20 protein-coding genes are annotated in these 24,342 nt (G+C 47.0%); 16 read left to right on the top strand and 4 right to left on the bottom strand.

The genetic code is table 11. The features are described from left to right. The first annotated feature begins 10 nt into the window (after positions 1-10). A complete protein-coding gene (locus tag ACJJI1_RS16480; protein ID WP_444957306.1) occupies positions 11-292 on the top strand; it encodes a 2TM domain-containing protein in 282 nt (93 codons plus the stop codon). 295 nt (positions 293-587) lie between these two features. Next, positions 588-2,069, top strand: coding sequence for a ricin-type beta-trefoil lectin domain protein (locus tag ACJJI1_RS16475; protein WP_413665235.1), 1,482 nt, complete (start codon positions 588-590; stop codon positions 2,067-2,069). A gap of 114 nt (positions 2,070-2,183) precedes the next feature. Here ACJJI1_RS16475 and ACJJI1_RS16470 read toward each other — a convergent pair whose 3' ends face one another. From ACJJI1_RS16470 to ACJJI1_RS16455, 4 genes are all read right to left on the bottom strand, one after another. Beyond that, positions 2,184-4,610, bottom strand: coding sequence for a PKD domain-containing protein (locus ACJJI1_RS16470; protein WP_444957305.1), 2,427 nt, complete (start codon positions 4,608-4,610; stop codon positions 2,184-2,186). Between the two features lie 18 nt (positions 4,611-4,628). Then, positions 4,629-7,346 (bottom strand): TonB-dependent receptor, encoded by a 2,718-nt coding sequence (locus ACJJI1_RS16465; protein WP_413665233.1) that lies wholly within the window; start codon positions 7,344-7,346, stop codon positions 4,629-4,631. A 216-nt stretch (positions 7,347-7,562) separates the two neighbouring features. Next, entirely contained in the window at positions 7,563-8,549 is a 987-nt protein-coding gene (locus ACJJI1_RS16460; protein ID WP_444957304.1) for a FecR domain-containing protein, read from the bottom strand. A gap of 29 nt (positions 8,550-8,578) precedes the next feature. Further along, positions 8,579-9,094 (bottom strand): sigma-70 family RNA polymerase sigma factor, encoded by a 516-nt coding sequence (locus ACJJI1_RS16455; protein WP_282933363.1) that lies wholly within the window; start codon positions 9,092-9,094, stop codon positions 8,579-8,581. 227 nt (positions 9,095-9,321) lie between these two features. On the opposite strand from ACJJI1_RS16455, the gene ACJJI1_RS16450 reads away from it, so the two are divergent. The 14 genes from ACJJI1_RS16450 (at position 9,322) to ACJJI1_RS16385 (ending at position 23,785) form a co-directional block, all read left to right on the top strand. Next, positions 9,322-9,954 carry a biliverdin-producing heme oxygenase gene (locus ACJJI1_RS16450; RefSeq protein ID WP_413665231.1) on the top strand — a complete coding sequence of 211 codons (633 nt, stop codon included), beginning with the start codon at positions 9,322-9,324 and terminating at the stop codon, positions 9,952-9,954. A 31-nt stretch (positions 9,955-9,985) separates the two neighbouring features. Continuing rightward, positions 9,986-10,939: a tonB-system energizer ExbB gene (exbB, locus tag ACJJI1_RS16445; protein ID WP_444896751.1), complete on the top strand. Its 954-nt coding sequence runs from the start codon at positions 9,986-9,988 to the stop codon at positions 10,937-10,939. Further along, the gene (locus ACJJI1_RS16440; RefSeq protein ID WP_413665229.1) at positions 10,939-11,373 is read left to right on the top strand and encodes a biopolymer transporter ExbD; all 435 of its coding nucleotides are present in this window, start codon (positions 10,939-10,941) and stop codon (positions 11,371-11,373) included. Before exbB ends, ACJJI1_RS16440 begins: the two co-directional genes overlap by 1 nt. Next, positions 11,370-12,206 carry an energy transducer TonB gene (locus tag ACJJI1_RS16435; RefSeq protein WP_413665228.1) on the top strand — a complete coding sequence of 279 codons (837 nt, stop codon included), beginning with the start codon at positions 11,370-11,372 and terminating at the stop codon, positions 12,204-12,206. The genes ACJJI1_RS16440 and ACJJI1_RS16435 overlap by 4 nt, the downstream gene beginning before the upstream one ends. A gap of 239 nt (positions 12,207-12,445) precedes the next feature. Then, positions 12,446-12,862 carry a YbaN family protein gene (locus ACJJI1_RS16430; RefSeq protein ID WP_108732723.1) on the top strand — a complete coding sequence of 139 codons (417 nt, stop codon included), beginning with the start codon at positions 12,446-12,448 and terminating at the stop codon, positions 12,860-12,862. Positions 12,863-13,396: 534 nt separating this feature from the next. Beyond that, positions 13,397-14,125, top strand: a complete 729-nt coding sequence (locus ACJJI1_RS16425) for a hypothetical protein (protein ID WP_444957303.1) — start codon at positions 13,397-13,399, stop codon at positions 14,123-14,125. Between the two features lie 182 nt (positions 14,126-14,307). After that, the gene (locus ACJJI1_RS16420; protein WP_444957302.1) at positions 14,308-15,093 is read left to right on the top strand and encodes a PhzF family protein; all 786 of its coding nucleotides are present in this window, start codon (positions 14,308-14,310) and stop codon (positions 15,091-15,093) included. A gap of 490 nt (positions 15,094-15,583) precedes the next feature. Beyond that, positions 15,584-16,192 (top strand): helix-turn-helix transcriptional regulator, encoded by a 609-nt coding sequence (locus tag ACJJI1_RS16415; RefSeq protein ID WP_444957301.1) that lies wholly within the window; start codon positions 15,584-15,586, stop codon positions 16,190-16,192. Between the two features lie 1,062 nt (positions 16,193-17,254). Continuing rightward, complete coding sequence (locus ACJJI1_RS16410) at positions 17,255-17,869, top strand: bactofilin family protein (protein ID WP_413665223.1); 615 nt, start codon at positions 17,255-17,257, stop codon at positions 17,867-17,869. 70 nt (positions 17,870-17,939) lie between these two features. After that, complete coding sequence (locus tag ACJJI1_RS16405) at positions 17,940-19,172, top strand: class I SAM-dependent methyltransferase (protein ID WP_444957300.1); 1,233 nt, start codon at positions 17,940-17,942, stop codon at positions 19,170-19,172. Further along, positions 19,172-20,482, top strand: coding sequence for a MotA/TolQ/ExbB proton channel family protein (locus ACJJI1_RS16400; protein WP_444905720.1), 1,311 nt, complete (start codon positions 19,172-19,174; stop codon positions 20,480-20,482). The genes ACJJI1_RS16405 and ACJJI1_RS16400 overlap by 1 nt, the downstream gene beginning before the upstream one ends. After that, positions 20,475-21,176 carry an OmpA/MotB family protein gene (locus ACJJI1_RS16395; protein ID WP_413665220.1) on the top strand — a complete coding sequence of 234 codons (702 nt, stop codon included), beginning with the start codon at positions 20,475-20,477 and terminating at the stop codon, positions 21,174-21,176. The genes ACJJI1_RS16400 and ACJJI1_RS16395 overlap by 8 nt, the downstream gene beginning before the upstream one ends. Further along, positions 21,173-22,246: a hypothetical protein gene (locus ACJJI1_RS16390; protein ID WP_444957299.1), complete on the top strand. Its 1,074-nt coding sequence runs from the start codon at positions 21,173-21,175 to the stop codon at positions 22,244-22,246. Before ACJJI1_RS16395 ends, ACJJI1_RS16390 begins: the two co-directional genes overlap by 4 nt. An 813-nt stretch (positions 22,247-23,059) precedes the next feature. Then, positions 23,060-23,785: a hypothetical protein gene (locus ACJJI1_RS16385; RefSeq protein WP_413665218.1), complete on the top strand. Its 726-nt coding sequence runs from the start codon at positions 23,060-23,062 to the stop codon at positions 23,783-23,785. Positions 23,786-24,342: the final 557 nt, after the last annotated feature.

Raw genomic sequence — 24,342 nt, 5'->3', positions numbered from 1 at the left:
GGTCATCAATATGAACTCCCGAGACCAGATCTCCGCCAAAGAAAGAAAAGTCATTGAGCATGTCAAGAAGCTGAAGAGCTTTTACCAACACCTAATCACCTACTTATTAGTTATCTCGGGGCTAGTAATTGCCAACTTAATACTCGCTCCCGGATACTTATGGTCACTCTGGGCGGCATTTGGATGGGGTATAGGGCTCGCCTCCCATGCAATTAGCACCTTCAATTTATTTAATTTCTTTGGTGAAGATTGGGAGAGAAAGCAGGTAGATAAGAGAATGGGACGTAAATAGCAATAAAACGTGCACGATGGACCATCGCCAAATACAAGCATATGCTTTAGATGTTAGAGTACTTTCCCAAAGTACTCTTCTCCTAGCCTCTCACTGTCAACTCAAAAATTCCAAACACTTGCCTACTTACGAACAATTACCTGTAATCTAAATAAAAATCTACGCATCTCAATGCCGTTTGAAAAAAAACAGTTAATTAACAGGCTTAAATTATCCAGTTCTGGTAACAAAGTATTAACACACTTTTTATATAACAAATAATAAATATACTATTAAAATGATAACAGGAACCCCAATGTCCTTCCTCAAAGTCTCTACAGGCGCTCTATGTCTATCACTTTGGGTATCTATACCCAGCATCAGTAAAGCTGACACTTTTCACTGGCCCGATTACCAAGCAGAAGCGGCCACCAGTGAGCATCGTATTGATGAGCTTTATTACTTACAGCCCCATAACAGCTATGAGCGGCTAGAAGACGGTGAAACACTGACTGACTGGCTCGACAAAGGCTTTCGATCACTGGAAATCGATGTCGTAGATCACGGTTCCTGGCAAGGTAGCAGCCATGGACCCCATGTTGCTCATGGACAAAACGACATCGGTAATCACATGTGCAATAGCAACGGAGACGATGATCGTCTGGAACACTGTCTGGACGATATAAAATCCTGGCTCTCCGTTAACACTATTGAAGCGCCAATAATGCTGTATATCGATATGAAAACCAATTTAGATTGGTTTAATGCCTGGTATGCAGATGAAATTTATTTGCTTGACCAGTATATCCAACAAGAGCTGGGCGACCTCCAATACAGCTACCAGGATATGCTTGCATATTTACAACAAATTTCTTCCTCAGAAAATTACCGTACCACACTTACAAGTACGGGATGGCCTAGCGTTGGCAACTTATTAAATAACGGCAAAAAAGTAATCGTTATTTTTACCGGAGGACAGTCAGGCAACGTCAATAATCGAATGGAATCCGCATTAGACTCCTACGAGATGAGCGCATTTTTATGTCCTGATATAGATACCGCAGATCCAGAAGAATTTACCGGCTCCATTGATTCAATAGACAGCAGTAGTTCGCAAAGAATATTTTGCGGCAATGTCCAGGCTGGCGATCATTACCAGATAACAGCCAACGCAGCCGCTGAAACCAAACAGCTGATGCACCTATGGGATAGTTCTGGCGATTTTAGCAATACCGACTATGGCTACATATTTACAGCAATCGCACATGGTGCCACTGCAATCGGGATGGATCCTGATACAGTCGCAACCACCCCCAATTATACTGGCACGGCAATTCCTTTTGTCGGAGTAAGGAGAAGTCTTCCTGGCTATTTGAGAATCCGTTCTGCCTCAAATGCTGACTTGTGCATGACCGTCTCCCAGGGCTATAGCAATGGCTCAAACCTAAATATGAATAACTGTGGCTCCAGCAATGAACAGCAGTTTGTTTATACTGCTGAAGGCCAACTCCGCCCTAAGGGTAATAATAAATACTGTGTTGACTTCAACACTGGCTCTGCTGATAACGGCGATAAAATGCACCTGTGGGATTGTGACGGCGGCAATTCGGAGAAATGGCAAATCCAGGAAAGTGGGGTCATCCAAAATCGCGATAAGAACTGGACCTACTGTATAGACGCACCGGGTAGCTCAACCGAAGAGGGTGAGCGTCTTCAGGTTTACAAGTGTGATAAGAATGACAAAAGCCAACAGTTCGTTTTAGAAGCAGTCAATGATTGGGCACAAAATAGCTTTTAAGGTTTGATTACGATTAAAAAAGGGCGCCCTATTAGGCGCCCTTTCTCAAAGAGGTCACAATGTTATAGAACCTCAGCAATAATATGTGTTATTGCAGAAGTAAGCTCTGAAAGATTAATTTAACTCCCCTGCTTCACACTGTCTCCAGCCCTCGCTAAAGATACCATCATCTATGGCTACCCAGGTTTCGTAGGTGAAGGTCAACTCCGGGATTTCTTTAATATTAAATGAGAAATGGAAGCCTTCTATTTTTTCATCTGTGCGCATACAGGGAACAGAGGGTACCCATGTCTTGAAGTCCAGAGACTCTCCCTCGCTAATAACCTGTCCCTCTGCAACACCCTCGAACCATGGTGTAAGGCTAGCCAAATCGCCATTGATATGCTTCACCTGTACATTCTCAATGGTGTAATCGGCATCAACTGCAGTCAGAGACCATTGTAGGTATTCATCTTCGGTAGGGGATGTATCCCACCGTAAATCTGACGGGGTACCGTAGCTTGGAATATTTTCGTACGGCATGGGCAGCCAAAGGCTCTCTTCCCAGGAGTTGATATTACGCAGACGCACACCCTTGGCTTCGCTCATGGGCTCAACTTCTACAACAAAATCGTATTCCGGCGCATCATCAATCAAATCTGTAGCGTAGTAGCGGAATACGTAGGTGCCCGCTTTCGAAAATACGGTACCAGTTGTATTTTCACAATCTTCACTATCTGGATAGCTGGTAAATTCACCACCTTCCGGCGCGCTGATCAGCTCTTCATAAGTGAATACTTCATCACCGTCGGCATCTACCACCACAGGGCGATGCAGCAGGGACATACAGGGCAGGATTTGGTAATAATCTTCACCAGTGGATAAGCTACCCCAGTTGCGCGCCCAAACTACAGAACGGATTTCTGGTGCCGTGTTGGAAACTTTGGCAAGACCATCGTCTTCAGAGTAGGTTTTGGCATATAGACCACGATCATCACTGACGATCAGGCGAGCGGTATAGGAACCCGGTACATCGGTAACTACCTGAGCACGGCGAAGCTCCCCACTCTCCGGTTCGGTAACCGGTTCAATCACTGCATCACTCCCATCGGGCCGGTCAACCAGCTCCCAGTGGAAGGTCATTTCATCATTATTAGGGTCGCTACTGGAGGCATCAAACACCAAAGCATCGCCAACGAGCACAGACTTGGACTGAGCTTCGACACTACGGGTAGAAGGATAACCATTTACCTTGCCAATCTTGGCTTCCATAGTGGCTTCTAGGTCTATCTGGTTGGTTCCGTCAGATACGGTCATACTTACGCGATAGGTACCTACCACATCCAGCTCTTGGATTTTCTTACCCAGCGGTTTCCAAGAACCAATATCAACCAGTTCGGCAACACTACCTTCAGGTTTTTCAATTAGCTCCGCTTCAATAATTTGCAGAGCATCACCCTCAGGGTCATAGCCAACAAAATTAAATTCAGCGCGAAGCCCCAGCTCTTGCTCACCAATACTGTAGGACGGGTAGTAACCAGTCGCTTCGATTTCACCAATTGGAGCATCATTGACTTCCGCTTCGGAATCGGCTTCAACTACGATAGTAACTTCACGCTCCTCACTCTTTCTTGCGCCATCAAAAACAAACAAAATTAAATTGTAAGTATCTGCCGCAATGGGAGTAAATTTAACGGTAGAGGTTGTCTCTCCCTCTAACTCGGGAACCGGAACATCATCAGTTTCCACTGGACTATAAGCCCACTTCCAGCGGTATTGCAGAGAGTTACCTTCAGGGTCATAACTCTCGCTCGCATCCAGTACAACTTCTTCTCCAAGAGTAATCGTCTGGTCTTCTGTTACGGCAACAGGTGGAGCATCACCGGCGGAAACTGTTACCAGAACTTCCGCAGGTTCACTGGCAACTCCATTATAAGTAACAACTAATTCAAGCTTGTAGTCACCTTCGATATCCAAGTGCAATGTAGCTTGGCTAGAGTCACTGTTAGTCAGGTACGCAGCACTGTCGAGAGGCTTTTCAACCAGGGCCCATAAATATTCCAGATCTCCAGTCTCACCCGTTGGCGGAGTACTCAAGCTGCCATCAAGGCCCAGGGTCTGAGTACCCAGGATAACACTGTGCACCGGCTCAGTAATTGCCACTGGATTCGGGCTGGTTGCAGTCAACGTTATACGGGATGCTTCACTGGTTTCAGTACCGTCATCCACGATCAGGCTCACAACATAGTCGCCTGGAAGATCAGCTGTAAACTCTGTGTAGGCATCCTCAGCACTGGCCAACTCTACCAGGCTAAGCTCAGGCCACTCAATCAGCTCCCAACGATAAGTCAGGCTTGCATCTCGCGAGCTGCTACTGTCAGTACCGCTCAATTGAACAGTGACATCACCGCCAGCCAAGGAGAAAGTTGTGTCTACAGGGGACAACAAACTGATACTGGCGGTAGGTTTATTATTTGAGCCGTCGCCCGAACCACCGCCACCACAGGCGGCCAGCACGAGAGACAAACATAGCATGCCGATAAGGGCTGCTGCTCTTTTCATCTGTGGAACTCCAAATGTTTAATATTGATAAGTGAGACTGAGTCTTGCCGTACGTCCCGGTGCAGGCACCAAGCCAAGACTCAAAGCATCGATGTAATATTGATCGGTTACGTTGTCGACGGTGAAATCCACCGAAAAACTATCGTTAAATTGGAAGCTGGTATAAAAATCTAACAGTTCGTAGCTCTGCCACAGCACCGGCTCAGTAAATCCAGCTTGATCGCCGTAATAAGGAACAGGGTTTCGCTCCCCCATAAAAGTACCGCGCAGCCCGAATTCCAATTTTTCCTGGAATAAACGCAAGCCAATATGCGCACTGGCATGCCAGTTAGGTGGGACCATATTATTGAAATAACTGTTTTCTATACCCCAATCCGTGCAGTAAGTACGCACATAGCTGGCAACATCACAGACTTCAATGTGGCTGTATTTGGTAGCACTCAGCTCAACTAACCACCAGAGGGCATCGTATCCAAGGTTGAACTCAAAACCTTCAAGGTCGAGGCTATCGATATTTCGCATACGGAATAAATCGGAGATACCGCTACCTTGCTTTTCTTCATCGGCGTTGACCCCGGTGCGAGTCAAATAATCGTCAACATGGTTTTCGAAGTAAGCAACTTTCGCTCGGAGTTGATGATGAGTTTCAAATAACTGGCCGTTAAGATAATTAATCCCAACCTCATTATTTTTTGCATGCTCAGGCTTAAGGGTGATATCCAGTGCGGGGCTCGATGAGAAACCAGTGGTACCTTCAAACAGGCTCGGCATACGCAAAGCCTGCGCATGGCGGGCATAGAATTGCAAACCCTTGATCGGCTCCCATGTCAAAACCACAATAGGTGCAGTGCCGGAGCGACTATTGCTGTAGTAAACGTCCTCACAGCCCCCTTCCCCATTATCTACACAAAAATCGGAATCAATGCTCAACGGGAGGGGATTATTGTCTTTTGAAGAGAAATGGGTATAACGAACTCCAGACTCCAGCGTCCACTCCGGCCACGGTTGCCATTCAATACCGGTGAACAAGCTGTACTCATCGCGCCCACCACTGCGGGAACCGGCATAAATACCTTCAGCGGTCTGGGTATCGCTATCCAAGTCTTCCCACTGTGCAGAAACACCATAATCCCAGCGCAATTCACCCATGGGGTAGAAGCGCATACTATTGGTGATATCAAGGCCAAAGCGCTGATAATCGTCATTTCGCGCAATATTATCCTCCAGCTCGATAGAGAATATATTCGGTGTGTTCAGATCAGTGACCGCATCGGTGTGCCAAAAATTGACACGCAAGTCGGCCCAATCATATTCCACCGGCTGCCAACGATAGCGTGCAGTGTAGGTTTGGTTAAGCACTTCACTATCGAGCCACTCGCGCGCCTGACCGAAATTTGAAAGAACTTGCGAGGGCATCATCTCACCAAAGATACTGTTATAGCGGATATAGCCCAGCTCAAGACTTTGGTCTTTTGGCAAATGGAGACTGCTTTTTAACAACCAGGAATCGCTAGAAAAACTAGTATTCGGAATCCGCTCCCCGGCGCGGTAAGGGATGCTTTCTCCCAGTTCACTCTCCAGCTCAACCTTAGTCTCGGTATACCAAGCCATTTCTTGAGGCTCACCAATAACCACTTCCGGCGCGGGGCCATCAGTACCCGCATAGTAATTTCCCTGTTCGCGCTGGGCGTGAGCCAATACCAGATCACCCCACTCAAAACGCTGGGCGCCCGCAAAGCTCGCCGCGTAACCCTCAAAATCCAACAGGCTGGGCCTATCCATTCCATGGTCCGGCGCAAAGCTGTCCGGCATTGTATAGTCAGCGGTGCAATCACTTACAAAGCGGCAATCGGAGCGATAAACAGGGCGCGGCAAGTGGTAACCAGCGTAAGTACCAGCCTCTGGAGCCTCGCTATTGTTTCCAATACCACTGACACGAACACGGAAACCCGACAATTCGCCGGGTTTTACGACATCTTCCGCTCTCAGGGTATTTACACTGACAACGCCACCGGTAGCGCCAGTGCCCTCGGCACCCATTACCGGCCCCTTATCAATACGCAAGGACCCAATCAGATCTGGGTCAATATAACTGCGACTGGAAACCCCGGCATAACCACGATAAATCGTTGTTTCCTGGCGACTGCCATCGATTAAGACAGGAACCCTGCCCTGCCCTTGCATACCGCGAATATTGACATCCAGACCACCGGAATTGCGGTTTTCACTGATAAGTACACCGGGGGTGCCCTGAAAAATATCGCCAACACTGGTACCGCGAAAGCGCTCAATATTTTCCTGGGTGAGAATATTTACTGAACCGGACTCGCGAAATACCTGGTCTTTTTCACCGCCATCACGGGTCTCAACCTGAATGCTGTCCAGCACCATCAGATCCTGCTCGCCAGCGGACTGGATCAACCAGGCTCCGCTACCAACGGGAACCGCTTGCAGGTTGGTGCCCCGCAGCAAGCTCAACAGAGCTTCTTCTGCACGGTAGCTACCAAATAGTGCTGGAACAGAAATAGTTTCCACCAGGTTCTCGTCGAAAGAGAGCGTTACCCCAGCCTGACGCGAGTAGAGGTTGAGCACATCTCCCAGATTACCCGCAGGCAAACTGAATTCGATCAACGCTGTATTGCCCTGCTGGGCTTGCGCAAAACTCGATACGGGAACTACGGCCAACAACAGTGCCAACAAGGTGGGCAAAATATGTTTTGGGGCGCGGGACTGCATTTAAGCGGCTTCCTATTCTCAGGTGTATAACTAGGAAGCCGAACGAAAATCAAAAACCCGTAATCTAAATGAGAATTATTTTGTTTTTTTTGCTTCGGAGGGAAAACTAGCAATCAAAAGCGTCATCAAAAATAAAAAATGACACCTTCTGATAACTTTTTGTGGTCATCTGGCAATAAGAGCAGGAATTAAAGGTTGCCCGTTCCGAAAAAACCGTCAGCCCTGCAATTGAATCGTTGCCCACCAGCGCGTGGTATAGCTCAGTTCAGCTCCCGCCGAACGCGCCAATATTTTTAGGATGGTGTCGATATCGTGAAGCTGGAAAACCCCGGAAACCTGATGATCTCTTAATGCCGGATCACAGCGTAAAAAACCAACACGATAGCGAGACAACTCTTCAAGCAGTGCCCCTAATGGCATGCTCCGAGCTGAAAGCACCCCGTCAATCCATCCGCTGTAATCAAACATCTTGCTGTCCAGAGCGAGCGAACCGGCTCCAGTAAGGCGATAAGCCTCACCCGCTTTAACTGCAAAGGGCTCTATATCCGCGCTCGGCTGAACCTGCACCCCACCTTCCACAACCTGCAAAATCGTGTGGTCATCGCCATTGCGGACAAAAAAGCGCGAGTCACGGGAAATCAGCTGCCCCTGAGGCACCGATACCTGCATTGGCCTCGGGTCAGCGGCACTGGTCAAGTGCATTTCACCTTTAGTCAGAACAAGGGAACGGATTGCTGTGCCCGACTCCCATTCAATGGCACTACCGGTGTTTAGCCAGACTTGGCTCTTATCATCCAGAGTATATTGGGCCGGCTTAGAACCAGAGGAATAATCGGCAGACATATACTTCAGCAAACCGGTGTCATATCCCACCACGCCAACGGCAAAAGCCCCAAGGACACCACCGCCCATGGTTTTAAGAGCAGCCCTGCGATTTAAACGGCGAATTTCTGCATCGGTTTGATTGAGGGTGGAATGGGCCAAACGCGGCGCTCGGCGAGCCACCGTATCTAGAGGTGACTCCATCCGCTCAAAACGCTGCCACGCCAGTTCATGCAGAGGGTCCGCCGAACGCCATTGACTGCAAGCATCGCGCTCTGAGTCAAGCGCCTCACCGGAACCCAGGCGAACGCGCCAGCTAACGGCTTGCAACAGTACTGCTTCAGGAATTTTTTCTCTATTTTTTTCTGGGGCGTTTGACATCAGCAAGCAAGTTCCAAGTCCATAGAAAATTATTCGTTATCGTACGCGGCGGCATAGCACTTGAGCATGGCTTTTGCGATATATTTCTCTACTGAGGAAAGGCTCAGCCCCTGCTGCTCAGCCACCTGGCGGTATGTTAAGCCGTCTAGTCTCGCCATTAGAAATACCGTTTTCTCTATCGGGCGCAGACCACTGAGCAATTGATCGATTTGCTCCAAAAGCCCCAATAGCTCCCACTTATCTTCTGGGGAAGGACATTCCGGTTCCGGCAAATTTTCCAGCAGCGCTAAATAATTTTTCTCCAGCACTTGGCGACGGGCTTGGTCGATCAGCAGGTTCCCGGCCACTTTGGTTAACCAGGCCCTCGGACTTCGAATTCCCGCAGGCAGGCTCGGCCTATCCAGCAGACGAATAAAAGTGTCCTGAGCTAAATCCTGGGCATTATCAACACCGGAAGTTCGGCGCGCTATCCAACGGACAAGCCACTCGTGGTGCTCTTGGTAAAGCTCATCAAATCCTGGGGTTGAAGGGGTTTCCGGGGCCAAAACTCAGACCTTGCGCTGTAATCTTTTGAGGGCGGGGACTGTAAATGATATCTATTCTCATTTAAAGTAGCTGAGCTGAGAATGTTATATCAATTTGGAATAACCCGGTGAATTTTTCAAAAAATATTGATCAACGGGATGGGTTAATTTGAATTTGGTCCGTCACCCATTACAAAGCCACCGGAATAACCGGGCGGTTATTGTTTAATTTGTTTTGGAAAAATCCCGTGAGCAACCCAGCAGAATGCCAATCCGTTGAACCGACAGAGCCCACCTTTTCCGCTTGGCTGAAAGAAGGCACTAATACGACCCACGAGAGTCTAGATAAACGCATTATGTCCCTGTCACCATTTTCCAATCGCGAGCGATATGCACTGTTTGTTCGCACGCAGTCGCGACTGCATCAAGCGGTGTCTGATTGGTTTCAAAGTGACGAATTAAATAATTTTTTGCCCGGCCTGAAAGAGAGAGACCGCTCTGAAGCAGTCCTCCAGGACTGTGCTGATTTCGAAATGCCCGAGAGCGATTTAAAAGCTGATCAACAAGCCGCAGCAGAAGTCACAATTACTGATTTCCACTCTGCACTGGGCTGGCTCTACGTAGTTGAAGGCTCCAACTTAGGAGCGGCATTCCTTCTCAAGTACGCGCGCAAACATCTGGATTTATCAGAAGAGTTCGGCGCACGCCACTTGGCAGGACATGAAGACGGTCGCGGGTTACACTGGCGCCAATTCAAAACTGCGTTAGATGCTCTTGAACTCAACCAAGAGCAAAAAGAAGTAGCCCTCAATGGGGCCAAACAAGCCTTTGCTTTTGCACGACAAAATGTCGAACAATTATTAGCGCCCGCTACACCCTAATTTATTTTTCACCTGAAGCCAGGAGTCGGTAATGAAAATCTGGACTGTAATTTTATTGTGCCTGCTAGGCAGCACATTGGGCCCATTGCCGGCTTTAGCGCAGGAAAATAATTCCAACTCAAGCGAACAAAGCAATACAGAAATAGTTCTCGAGGGAGATGTGGAAACCTCCGTGGGGTTGCAAGAAAATCAAGACAACTCTACCTCGACTGCAACCTCCAACATTGGAGATACCGCTTTCAGCGCACACGATTTATCTCCCATGGGAATGTATCACGCCGCGGATATCGTCGTTAAAAGCGTAATGATCGGCCTACTCTTGGCCTCTGTTTTAACCTGGGCGATTTGGCTTTTTAAAACCGTGCAGCTGGTAATAACACGTCGCAAGGCCAAACAATTATTGGCAACCCTGATCCAAAGCAAGACATTCGCAAATGCCGAATCAAAGCTTTCAGGCCAAACCGGCGGTGCCCTGTTATTGGTAGAAGCGAGTCGCCACGAACTCAACTTATCTTCAGGTGGCCCAGTGTCAGATGACGGCTTAAAAGAACGTGTTCTGGCTCGCCTGGAAAGAGTCCAGGCTTCTCTCGCTACCGACATGAACCGTGGCACCGGAATTCTGGCAACCATCGGTTCCGTCGCCCCCTTTGTCGGTCTATTTGGAACTGTTTGGGGCATCATGAACAGTTTCATCGGAATCGCAAAAACCCAAACCACAAACCTGGCCGTAGTGGCTCCAGGTATTGCGGAAGCCCTGCTGGCAACTGCGATCGGCCTGGTTGCTGCGATTCCGGCGGTAGTGATCTACAACTACTTTTCCCGGGCTATCGGCAATTATCGCGCGGTATTGGCCGATAATGTCACCGCCTTAATGGTACTGATTAGTCGGGACCTGGATCGCCATCATCCAAATGCGCGCCCGCTCGCCGAACTGGTTAGCGCGAACAAAAAGCGCGCAGTACCGCAGGTTCAGGGCGTCAACTAATGGCATTCCATCTCAACAGCAGCAATAGCGAAGAACTGCCAGAACAGCACGATATCAATGTCACACCTTTTATCGATGTGATGCTGGTATTGCTAATTATTTTTATGGTTGCGGCTCCGTTGGCCACTGTAAGCGTGCCCGTCAATCTACCCTCTGCGACAGCTCCACAACAACCCCAGGCAGAAGATCCGAAATATCTCACCCTGCAAAAGGACCTCACCCTGACTCTCGGTGAGAACAAAGTTATTGTGCGGGAGAACTTGGCTGCTGAACTCCAGGCAAATGAAATTGGCACAGAACAGCAAATCCTGCTGCGTGCCGACAGCAAAGTGGAATATGGGGATTTGATGGACCTGATGAACCGCCTTGCCAGTGCCGGATACCAGAAAATCGCTCTGGTAGGTCTGGATAAACCGGCGACCGTAAACCAATGAGCCTCTTGGCCGGCCCGAAGGTAAAATCTGCGAAGCGTCCGCGATTTTTTCTATCGCTCTGCGCCTTTTGCTGCGCCCTAGCCCTTCACGGACTTATTGCCGTCTATTTTTTATGGCAGCCCAAATCCGAACTGGCGCTGCCGCCTGCTGCAGCACCACAGGTATTTGAAGTCAGTATGGTAGCCGCTCCAGTGGCGCCACCCACGTCGCTACCGGTAGGCCCTCAACAACAGGAATCCTCTCCCGCAAACCAGCAGAGCAACGAGCCACAAAAAACCTCTGCGCAGTCAGAGCCTGTTATTTTGCCAGAAGCCCCCTCGGAAATTGCCATTGAGAAGCCCGAAGAGGAGCCCCCCACGGAGGAAAAGGAAGAGACCCCTGAGCCAGTGGAAGAGAAGGAAATCGCACAGCAACAAGACTCCAGTGGAGAGGCTACTGGAGAAACTGTTGTTGAAGAAACATCAGCCCCTCTCGCGGCAGATGTAGCAGAAGCAGAGCAAGCTGCGGCACCGGAAGTGGGCGCCTTGAACCAGAGGGAATCACAAGCCAGATTAACCTGGCAGAACCAATTACAGGCCCACCTCGAACGGAGAAAACGCTACCCCCGTAGCGCACAAATACGGCGCCAACAAGGTATTCCCTGGGTACAATTCACGATGGACAGAAAAGGCAAAGTGCTGAAGGTTGAGTTGCATCGAGCCAGTGGCATATCGTCTCTCGACCGAGAAGTCGTGGCCTTGGTGCGCAGGGCAGAACCACTGCCTAGACCACCGGAAGAGGTACCCGGTGATCCTCTGACAATGGCCGTTCCGGTCGAATTTTTTATTCGTTAACCAAAATAAATTGCTTTCTCAGAACTGGGAGGCCTGACTTCACATAAACCAGAAAGTCACCTCCCTGGACAGAGGAAATGATCCACATAATCCGTTACCCTGCACTAGCGACCTATCGGCCTGCTGACTCTATTGACTAGGTGCTGGGCAAACTGCTTATGAGCAAGCAGACCAAGCGGACAAATATTGTTACTTTTGATGCACAACTACTGCAATAAGCTAGAAGGTAGAGGTACCGAATGAAAGAATCCACTGAAGACAGCGTAATGTCCTACACCCCGCCGTTGGCAAAGGGCTGGATGCGCTGGCTGTGGGGCGCCGCTGCTTGCTTTTTCATCGCCCTTGGCATTATCGGAGCCATTCTTCCTGGCCTGCCGTCGGCTGTATTTATTGTCCTCGGTGCCTGGGCCGCATCACGCAGCTCCCAGCGCCTGCACCAATGGATTGAAGAACACCATCTCTTTGGGCATCTATTGCGGACTTGGCGCAGTGGTTATGTAAGCCGCAGAACCAAGTTACTGGCCAGCCTGACAATGGCTATATCCCTAGCTTTTGCCATCCTTCATATCAGTAATATTTACCTTCTTTGCTTTACCATTGGCGGCATCAGCTGCGGCGCCTACTGGATTTGGTCCCGGCCGGAACCCAGGGAGTAGACAACGCTACTTTCTACCCCTATTTGGCAGCAGACACCCGTAGATTTTAGCGCTATAGTCCCCCAACAAGGATTTGTCTGGGGGACAGGATGTACAACGTAGTACTTTTTTTTCACCTTCTAGGTGCGACAATTTGGACCGGTGGGCATCTGATACTTGCCTGCACAATACTACCCAAAGTTTTACGGGATAAGGATGTAGCTTTTCTTTCCCGGTTTGAAAGCAGCTACGAAAAGATTGGCATCCCCGCCCTGCTCATTCAAATACTCTCCGGGCTATATCTCTCATATACCCTACTGCCTGACTTATCGCAGTGGTTCAACTTCTCCAATCCAATTTCTCGCCTGATATCCTTCAAACTGATTCTTTTGGCATGCACTTTCTTACTGGCAATTGACGCAAGGCTGCGAATCATTCCAAATCTTTCTGAAAAAAATCTCACTGCACTGGCATACCATATTATCCCAGTTACAGTACTGTCCGTTCTCTTTGCTTTTGTTGGAATTTCATTTCGAACGGGATGGTTGTTTTAGATTGCGCCCCAGCGCATATACTGCTGAATCAGAAGGAAAAGCCAAAAACGTCCCCACTGGCTTGCTTGATCGATATACTAAGCAAAAATGGGATATGACAGGAGTTCGGGGTTTGTCTATAGCTGAATACTATGAAGTGATTTTCGATACGCTGGAAAAAAACGAATCCATCCAAGACGGCCTTGAAAACCTTTCTTTTTGGGCTGATGGCCGAACCCCCAATTTGGCATGGCTAAAGCTGCCCACTATGCTAGGAACTGATGAACTTGACCTAGCCCAAACATGGTTCGATACAGAACTGGTAGCTGCTGGGGACTCGCTTCCTCCTTCAGTCCTATATTTCGAGCTGCGTGAATTCAGAGATAGTATCGGCCGGGAATTCCCGGATATCAGCTTAACACTACTTCCTCAACTATTTAAAAGCAGACGGGATTGGATATATTCGAATTCTGATTTGGGCTCGAGATATTTGAGAAATATTGCAGCCTTGTGTAAAGGAGCTAACAAGCCGAAACACCTAAATAGAGACGGATACATTGGTTTCAGCTTATGCTATACATCCCTCCTAGCACGAGAACTCTGCAAAAACGAACAACTTCTCCAATACAGTGAAGAAGCACCGATTAAAATTGTTGTTGGATTTTCTTCTGGAGACCTTCTTGAGATTATGCGTATATCCAACGGCCTGCTTTATTACGAACGTCGCTTTGCGCAGTTAGAGAGCCTGTAAATAATTAGCTATATCTCTGTGGACTTTGAAGACCCGCCCTAAAGGACACCCAGGTATAAGTATCCTAGCTTCCCTTAGCCTTAGAAAATTGGTACCACAAAGCAATCTGGCATAAACACACCAACTATCACAATAATTTTATACTGACCGAAAATAGCATCTATTACTCAAGGAAAAAACTAATGGAACTAGCAATTTATCAAGTAGATGCCTTTGCCTCCGAGGTATTTGAAGGTAATCCTGCTGCTGTGTGCCCTCTTGATAACTGGCTTGCGGATGAGACGCTGCAAAAGATAGCTGAGGAAAACAACCTCTCTGAAACCGCATTCTTTGTTAAAAATGAAGATTCCTTTTCTCTGAGGTGGTTTACTCCTGAGGCAGAAGTAGATTTATGTGGCCACGCCACACTCGCAGCTGCCCACGTTCTATTTACTCATTTAAGATACTCAGACCAAACCATCCAGTTTGATACAAAAAGCGGCCCACTGTTAGTCCAGAGATCGGGAGCTGTCTATAGCATGGACTTTCCGGCTAGCATTCCGATATCCACAGAAGTACCAGATGCTCTTATTGATGGCCTCGGTGTCACTCCGCGAGAAGTTCTGTGTGCATATGATTATATAGCTGTCTTGGGTAGCGAAACCGATCTAAAATCTGTAAATCCAAATTTTATAAAACTTTCCCAGCTGGATAAACGAGGAGTTGTCATTACCGCTCCTGGAGCAAGTAACGATATTGATTTCGTTAGCCGATGCTTCTATCCAAAATTAAGGGTAAACGAAGATCCTGTGACAGGGTCAGCGCACTGTCAACTGGCACCATATTGGAGCCAACAATTTAAAAAGGATGTACTTTTAGCTAAGCAACTCTCCAAGCGGACTGGACTAATTCACTGCGAACTGCATAGTAACAGAGTCTCTCTCAAGGGAGGCGCTGTGGATTATCTTCACGGCAGTATTAAGATTTAATGGCTTGGAGCGTTAAATTTATATAAGGAGCCTCTAAATAAATCCGTGATGCTTCTGGCTCACAGAGATATTACGGAATTGTTCAGGAACTCCATAAGTCATCTTGCTACATGTTCTCATTGAAAGCTCTTCGACTCTGCTTAGTGGTAACCTTCCCCCAAAAAAACAGAAGAGCCACTATCCGAACCTCCAGTTACAACCTGACTCAACTCCCTAGCCTTTTACTTATCTCAAAGTGAGAACTTAGAGCCTATAGATGCCTTCCCGACCCAGAATATGGATTCAGGGCAATAGTTAAAGGTTGTGCGCCCCTTGTAGTACATCAGTGAATCACCTAACCTTCAAACACGCCCACCATTGACCGCAAGTTGCACAGACAGTCTATTATTTGGACAAAGTCGTATAGCTGTCAGGTAGGTGTCGCAAGAACATCGTAACCAATAAGGACTGCCCCCTTGAAAATGGAGCTCTATTTTCAGAGGGCAGAAGTATGGAAGTGAAAGTTAACTCAAAGAAAATTATTAAACTGAGAACAACTAGAGCTTGGAGTCAACAACAACTAGCCGATGTTGCATCATTAAGCCTTAGAACCATTCAACGGATAGAAAAAAGTGGAAATGCCTCTCAAGATTCAATAAAAGCAATATCTTCAGCATATTCACTGAAGCCCATAGATATAATCCTTCAGGAAAACCCAAAAATATCGATGGCCAAGCAGGGCAGAAAATATCTCACCGCAATATTGGCCCTGGGTACGACTTTACTCTTGTATACCTCCTTATCGTCAGCTTCTCCAATAATGCTTAAGGTAGATGCTAGCACCAGAAACGAGAACCTGGCCTCCGTCCGCCTCCTCAATAACGAAGGAGATGAAAGCGAAATCCAAATCGAAAACACACTTAGGTTCGAGGTGTCTGCCGAACAAGTTTCTGAAAACCAAATTCGATTGCAGACAAAAATATATGAATTTGGGGCTTCTAGTGGTTATAAGCAGATAGCAAGTCCCATTCTGGTGACAGGGTTCAACCAAGCTGCAGAGGTAGAGTTTAAAACTTCAAACGGAACTCCGTTTAAAATCCAAATTACCCCTGAAATTTAGCCAGCCCAGCAAGGCTGGCACCCCTGCCAACGCCACCAAAAATATCTCTTGGGCCTACCTTTTTGTGGGTGGGACTGAGAGGTATGCAGTGAGTGATATATATCCTGGCAAAAACTGCCTGCAGCTCCACCCTGTGAAAACAGCCTTCCTGAAGACACCCAATAGTCATTGCAAATAAGTGCACACTTACATTTAGGATAGAATTTTGAAAGCGCAAGAATGCGAGGCTCAGACATTAATCCAAATGCCAACATAAACAATTCTTTACATAGGAATACATCGCATATTGCAACAATATTTTAAGCCGTAAATCATTAGCGGATTAAAAAACAGGAAACGACGATCATCACGACCAAAAGGTGCTACAAGTCACACTTTTAGCATGCAATCCGTGCTAAATTCAGCGCATTCAAGTCGAGGTCAGCTTGATTGATTGCCAGACCGAAAACGCTGGTAAGCTCGCTGTAGGTAGTATTCCAATCATATATTGTTTTGTGCCAATAGGCTCGATACCCATCAGCAGACAATTAGAAGTATGCCCTCCACAAAAGGAAGTAAATATTTACTTACAGGTCGAGCCTGAAGTAAATAGCGAGAATATAGCGATATCAACAGCAATCGCAAAAATCGATCGTAGCTTAAGGTCAGAAGAGCCTCTTCTTCACCTTGATGCAAGCACGAGAAAACGGGCATTGCAACTTTACGAGAGAGACGAAAACTGTAAAAGGACAAAGGAAGTCGTTCTTAAGGTATGTGCACAATAGGGAAAAGGCAGAGACAGGGATATTTTAGGTGACCAAAAGCACTGATAGTCTAATTTTCTTTTTTAGTAAAACACTCACAGCAAAGAAAAAAATTTGACATAAATGTAGGGCCGTTTGTTTTGATAGGTTTTATTCAGTATCAAAATAATCCGTACCCGCCATTAGAAGTGCCTTATCACTTTTGAAAATTTTGATTTTCCGATTTGACAAAAACCCAACGTATCGACAACCCTGTAACCACGGTTATCGGTGCAATCGACGCAACAGCTGACTTTTCTAAACAGAGAGACTTATTTCTATGAGCACTGACAAAAGCAATGACTCCACACCATTTTTAGCAGGCATGAGCGCTGTTGAGCAGCAATCATCTCTTTCGGGCTCAGGCTCCAAGTCAGTGCTGGGTGAAGGTATTAACTTTCGTGGCGAGCTGATCGGCACCGAAGATCTGCACGTGGAAGGTACTGTTGATGGTACCGTGATCATGGTTGGTCACAATCTTTCTGTTGGCACTGGCGGTGCAGTTACTGCCAATATCCACGCAAAAAATATTGTTGTAGAAGGCACCTTGGATGGCGATGCCCTTGCCGATGAGTTGATCGAAATCCGCAACACCGCACAAGTTAATGGCAATCTGATTGCACCGAGAATCAAGCTGGACGACGGCGGTAAATTCCGTGGCTCCATGGATATGGTTGATACCGATTCCGAAATGAAAGAGCGCCACAAGGAGTTCTCTGATCGTCTGGTACACCCAGACCTGCCCGCAGCAGAAGAGAAGCCCGCAGCCCGTACTCGCGGCAGCTCTACCTACTCCTCCAGCACCACAAGCACGAGCGATTCCTCTCGCCTGTCCGACACCAGCGACTACCTCTTCGGCACTAAAGAGACCGAAGAAGAAGCTGAGGAAAGCTAGGAAACCTTCTTAGTTAATCCTCAATATGGGCCCCGGCTAATGCCGGGGCTTTAGTTTTGGTGTGGGAAATATGTTGCAGCATCATTCATTTGGTATTGCTGCTTTGGTGGATGAAGTCATTCAACCAGGTAGTAAAGTTTTAGATTTGGGATGCCTTTCGTTTGGCACCACACAGCCTTTATTGGAGCGCTCCTGCCAGACATTTATCGAAGATTTACGCAGTCTGCTATTGGATACTTCTGCCCTCGATAAAGAAGTCAGGGCCGTTAAGCTTTCTGAATATCTCACCAAAAAGCCCCAACGAATCAAGCTTGATGTGGTGCTCTGCTGGGATCTATTCAACTTTATGGAGCCTGAGCTTATTACCAAGCTCATTGAGGAAATCCGACCCCACTTAAAGCCGCGTACCATTTTCCATACAATGCTGTACACCGGCACTATGCCCAAGGGGCCCGCGGATTTTAAACGCCTTTCTGGCTTTACCTTCAATACAGAACCGCTCCACCTGGAAGAACCACTGCCCACCTATAGGTACTCATCCCTGAATTTAATGAAGACTATGGGCAACTTCTCCCTGCGCTCTTCCCTGCTACAAAGAGAGGGGATGCGTAAAGACCTTATCGAATTAATGTTTGAGTATGGCAATGTAAAATCGCCAACTTCAGTGATGGCCAGTGGATCATCAGCAGCGGTATCCGCTTTCCAAAAAAACCGCCTTACTAATATTTCGCTAACCGCTCTCGACACCGCCCTGACTCACGTCAAGCGCTCACCGGTCAGCAAAGTTCTGGATATTGGGCAAAAGGCTGGGAGAAATATGGAACACGTCCAAAGGGAGGTGGGCGAACTGTTTATTTCTGATTTTTACTCATCGCTCGCTTGGCAAATCAGCAGAAAAGTGCCATTTGAAGAAGCCGTTCAGGCCGCGTTGCGACAGGCAACCCTACCAAAGGATCTCAATTGCATCCTCCTCTGGGACCTTCTCAATTTCTTTTCCACCGAGCAAATACAATTGATCACTAAAGCCCTGCATCAATATCTCAGTGATGGTGGCGTGATGCACTTTTTGCTATTCAAACAAAACAAGCTTCCCGTCAACTGTGGTGTATTTGAAATTCAAAAGTCGGGCCAGGTTGGAACCTATATTCACGCTTCGGGTAGTAAGCAGCCCCAGCTCCGCACTATCACCGATGTTGTGAAATCTCTACCAGAGATGAAAGTACTCAGCCAGGGAACCGGGCGAATACCCAACGGACCTTTTTATCACGAAATAACAATGCAAAAAGTTGTAAAGGATAAATAATGACCCAGTTTTTCTATCACTGGTTAACCAAGTTGTCTGCGGAACAGGTTACCGACACCTTTCTTATGGTCATGCTTGCCATTGGTGCTATAGCCATAATCCTCTACCCTTTAGGCAAGTTTCCCCGCTTTGTAAAGGAAACGCCGTCACTACTGACTGCCCTCGGTATTTTAGGTACTTTTATCGGTATCATTATCGGTATCTATGGATTTGATCTAAACGATATTGACACCTCAATTTCAGAACTGATGCAAGGTCTGGAAACCGCCTTTATGACCAGTATCTTGGGACTCTTCCTATCCCTGATATTGCGAACTATTTTTCAAATATTCACTAAAGAACAAGCCCCTAAAGCGACAGCAGATGACATACTGCAGGCTATTAACGGTCAGCGCGAAGATCTGGCAAAATTCCAGCGACAGATTAGTGATGAAGTCCTACAGTCACTCACTGCGGTTGTAGAAAAGTTTAATAGCGGCCTGAATGCCCAGATGGGTGAGAACCTACAGCAGTTTACCCAGCAATTAGAGGCCGTATCCCCTGCCCTGCAGGCCCTAATAGATCAGCATCAGCAGCACGCAGAACTCGCAACTATTTACCGCGACCAAACTGCAACTCTTCTCAATGAAATTAATGGTGCTCAGGAAAACCTTCTGCTGTTACACCAGCGTATTACTGAGCTGCCAGAAATTTTCAACGTGATTCCGACCCTGGTAGAGCAGCAGCGCAATCACGCAGAGCAGATATCAATCATGCTGAATGAGCAACAAGCTTCTATTGAAGTTCTACAGCAATCGATCCCCGATATTGCGCCCAAGTTTGAAGCGCTCACCCGAGGAATTGACCAAGCTCAACAGCAACTGGGGGCCCAGGTTTCCAACCTGATCTCCCTGAGTAGGACCCAGGCGGAAGTATTCGACCAAAGAACCAGTAAGGTCGTAGCCCTGGCCGATGTGGTTACCAGTATGGACCCCAACCACTTCTCTAAAGCAATTCACGAGCAGGCTACCAGTCACCGGGAATCCATGGCCGAGCTAGCTCAGCTGATCGCCAAAACTCACAACCAGATGATTACCGAATTGTCACAAGTGATTACTCGCGATCTTAGTAATGCCGATGTCAGTATCAAGCGTCAATATGAACTTCTGGATGAACGTCTGCGCGATGAGGTAGAGAGTGTTATGGCAGCGATGGGCGATGCCCTTGGCACTTTAAGCGGTGAATTCTCCAGAGACTTCCGTCAGCTCATCCAGCAAATGAAGAGAGTCGATGCGCAAGCTCAGAGAGTCACTGGAGAGGCGCATGTTTGAAAGCACGCAAGCCAGTAGTGAGTCCAGCGATAGTCAATGGATTAGCCTATCGGACATGATGGCTGGCCTGATGATGGTATTTCTCTGTATTGCCGTCTTTGTAATGCGCTCTCTTATCGACGAACGCGCCAAGATCCGCGAACTCGCAGAGTCTTACCGGGACACCCAGTTGGCCATCTATCAAACTCTGCAACAGGAATTTGCCCACGACTTAACTCGTTGGGGAGCGTCTCTGGATAAGCAAACCCTGGCCATCTCCTTTAATAACAGTGATGCCTTATTTAAAACCGGTGATTTTACCCTGAGCGACAATGCCCGCGAGATTATGTCCTCCTTTGTACCTCGCTACATCGAAGCGCTCACGCCCTATATGGATTCCATTGCCGCAATCCAAATCGAAGGGCACACAAGTTCTGAATGGGGAGATCAATCCGCACCGGAAGCTGGTTATTTCCACAACCTGCGACTTTCCCAACAGCGCTCCCGAGCCGTAATGCAATATGCCCATTCATTACTGCCTTCGCAGCAAGCCGTCCTGGTACGGGCCAAGGTAGCAGCTGTCGGTTACTCCTCAGCTCGCCCAGTCTTGGATAAGAATGGGGTAGAAGATCCAGATCGTTCCCGCCGGGTAGCATTCAGGGTAGTTAGAGACTCTGAGAGCCATATCCTGCAAATCCTTGAGGAAGCTCTGTGAACCTCACAAAATTTCAACCCATTCAAAACCGTCAGGCTATCACAGCATTCCCAAGCGCCACACGAGCACTATCAGTACCTTATGTCATTAACGATGGGGATTCATTCTCAGCCGGCAAACGTCCGTTAGCACAGCGCTTATCTGAAATGCCTGATCGAAACAGCTTAGCCAAAGCCATCCGTACTGGAATGCAACTCGATTCAAGCGATCTGGACAGCGTACCTGTGGCTTGGCGCTACCGGGGTATACCGGTTTTTTTATTTGGCCTGGAACAAAACCCGGACTCTTTTGGTCAAGTTCATATTTACCCCAAGTGCCCAATAGTGAATAACTATAAGGGTCCGGTTTGGATAAGCAGTGACTATAGCGAAGCGCGAAAGGCATTTCCCCAGGATCAACTAAAGCCATGCCCTCACTGCTTACGTCACCTTTACAGCCACAATATTCCCGATGTTGTACACAAAGACCGTTTCGGCAATGTGACCAATATCGACTGGCTGACCTATACCCGATACTTTGCCAGCAATCTTTTTAAAAGACACTCTCTCATCTGGAAAAATGGCGAACGCCCCCAAAAAGTTAGTTCTGTATTCACCCCTGAAAACCCGAAATATAACTGCTCTATCTGCCAATGCGATATCAAAGCCGGTGGATGGGCACTCAACCAAGAGCTTGCAGAAAGTAGCGGTCTCCCCAAAGAGATTTGCCTACTCTGTGCAGAGAGAAGGGCCCGTGCCGTCATACTCGCACCACCCCAAGCCTCACTAAGAGCCGCTACATTGCGCTACGAATCCCTGGCAAAGCAACTGGGTAGTGATCCTCAGGCCTCATGGATGATCGCAGAACAGGTAGTCCCAGCATCCTGGCTACCATTAATACAGAGACTCAAATCCCTAATGGGGCCACCCAAAGTCTTCCAAGTAATCGCGCCCAGGGTATTGGCCGTACTATGCTGGCCAAACCTCGGCCGCGCCATCCTTGCCGATGGCACCAAAGAGGCAAAGATACCAGCCAGTTACTCAGTTTGGAGAAAGGCTCAGATTGAGCGGGAATTAGGACTTAGCAACTAGATATATTAATGTGCTGCCTCCGGGCAGCTTATTTTTGTTACTTATCGGCCAAACTGGCAACTCTATTTCATCTTGTAGCTCTCTACATCACTAGATCAACCCAGATTAAAATCTATTCTCTTCTACCCCACCGAGAGTTAGCACCTCCTCAATTTATAGATCCAACAAAGCCATTTCAAGAACCTCAAGACTTTTGACCAAAAATGTGGTTACAAATAAGTCACAAAAAAATTAAACTTTTTAGCTCGGAGTGCCGTAAGGGGATGCAGTATTAGATAATGTGATCACACTATCCCTTCATTCTTTACACATGTAGAAGATTTTCTACTGTAGATTACTTTTTTTTACAAAAGCTATCCCTATAGAAAATAACCAATAGAAAACCAGAAAAAATACAATTAGCCCAAAATATCTATCACAGGAGAACCGACTTAAAAGACCAAAAAATCTATCCTAGAAATCATACTCGATACGACCATCTCCAAGATTGCCAATATTAATAAAAACTACACTACAGGACATTAAAAGGGAACCTACCTCACAAAGGACACAAACCCCTGGGCAATAAACACCCCCGAAAGAAATAACTCACAAACTAAGACAAAATTTGGAAAGGTGTTGCATTTATTTCTTGAACCTAACTTTCATGAAGAGTAACTTGATTAGCAATACATGCATTACAAAAACTGAAATATGATAACTCCTGCTTTTGCAGTTGTGTCCAAGCCAAATAAAAAGGTTCTACTCGACGAGAAATACACCGAGCACATTCGACGCTAAACCAGTCGTTCTATAGCAAGATGGAGATATTAAATGCCAGTAAACAATATAACCCTGCAAGACGCAAAGGCTCGTGTTCGCGCCACATTGCAAGCCGGAGGGCTAGTGATTGTCCAAGAGCCGCACAATGATGTACCTCACGGTTTCTCCTTTGCAGCTGAAGCTATAGCTGATAATAGCGATCAGCCTCACTCATTGTTCGTCGAAGCACCGCATGAAATAAAAGCTGCAGGAACTCTCTCCGCTTACCCCAATAGGATAAAAGACTATTTCGCGGGTGGCGTAACTGATACTGAAACATCAGCGCTATTAATCAATATAGCTTCTCGGAAAAGTTGGGATATAGCCTGTGTGGATTCATGGAGAGGAAATGGAGAGTGGAAATCTTCAGAAAAACGTCAAAAGGGAATAGCAAGAAGAATTATTCACCACTTTAATATAGGCGGACGTCCAGGCGGAATAATCCCTATAGGTTCTGCGCATGTCACAGGGTTAAGAATGGGAAGAAACATGATTGGAGGCCGACGTGTTGCTCGTACTATAAGCACTCTTTCAAACCAAATCCCCGATGATCAAGCCATTAACTATCAGGGTTACTGGGGATTGGGAAGGTATATTGCCGGACGGAACTTACAAATGTATAAATTCACAGCTACCGGAGATTATTCCCATATCAGTGCACCGAATGTTTCTCGAGACCTGCACATTCAGTTTGTTCCTCGCGACAGAATCTTTCGAGCTCGAAATCTTGCCATCTAGAACCCCCAAAAGCTCTTGCTTTTGTAATGCTTAACAAGCATCTGATCCCAGATGATAAACTCAGCCATGATCCAAATTTTCATTTTCCGTCAGCAATCACCACCTACACGAATTGCTGACGGGCCTCTCTCACAATGACACCATTTCTAATAGATTATAAATATAACCTTTCTAGGTCGCATACACTAAAGAATCAAATTCCAAAAGAAAGATTATTGAGAAAATGCCGTTAGCATATATTCCAGTCAACGCCCTAAAGAAAGGAAATATCATTACTAAGGGATATCAAAGTTGACTTGAAATTGAACAAAGGATGTTCAGATCAATACGATGATCTGGTGGCTGTTATAATCTATAATTCTTCGAGCAGAAAGACCTCACAAAACACCTTTCTCTAGCACTTACCTGAAAATAATTATGAACAATATTTAAAACAACCACTTGGCAACAATGTACCAAAACCCTTCATTACATCGAAGCCTCAGAGTATACCAATCGACATAAAATATCTGTATAAACACAGATCCAGCACTTGCTTTAAATATTCATTCGGGCTT

The organism is Microbulbifer maximicatervae (SeqCode), from assembly GCF_052467065.1.
This window is presented reverse-complemented; position numbering and strand designations above follow the sequence as displayed.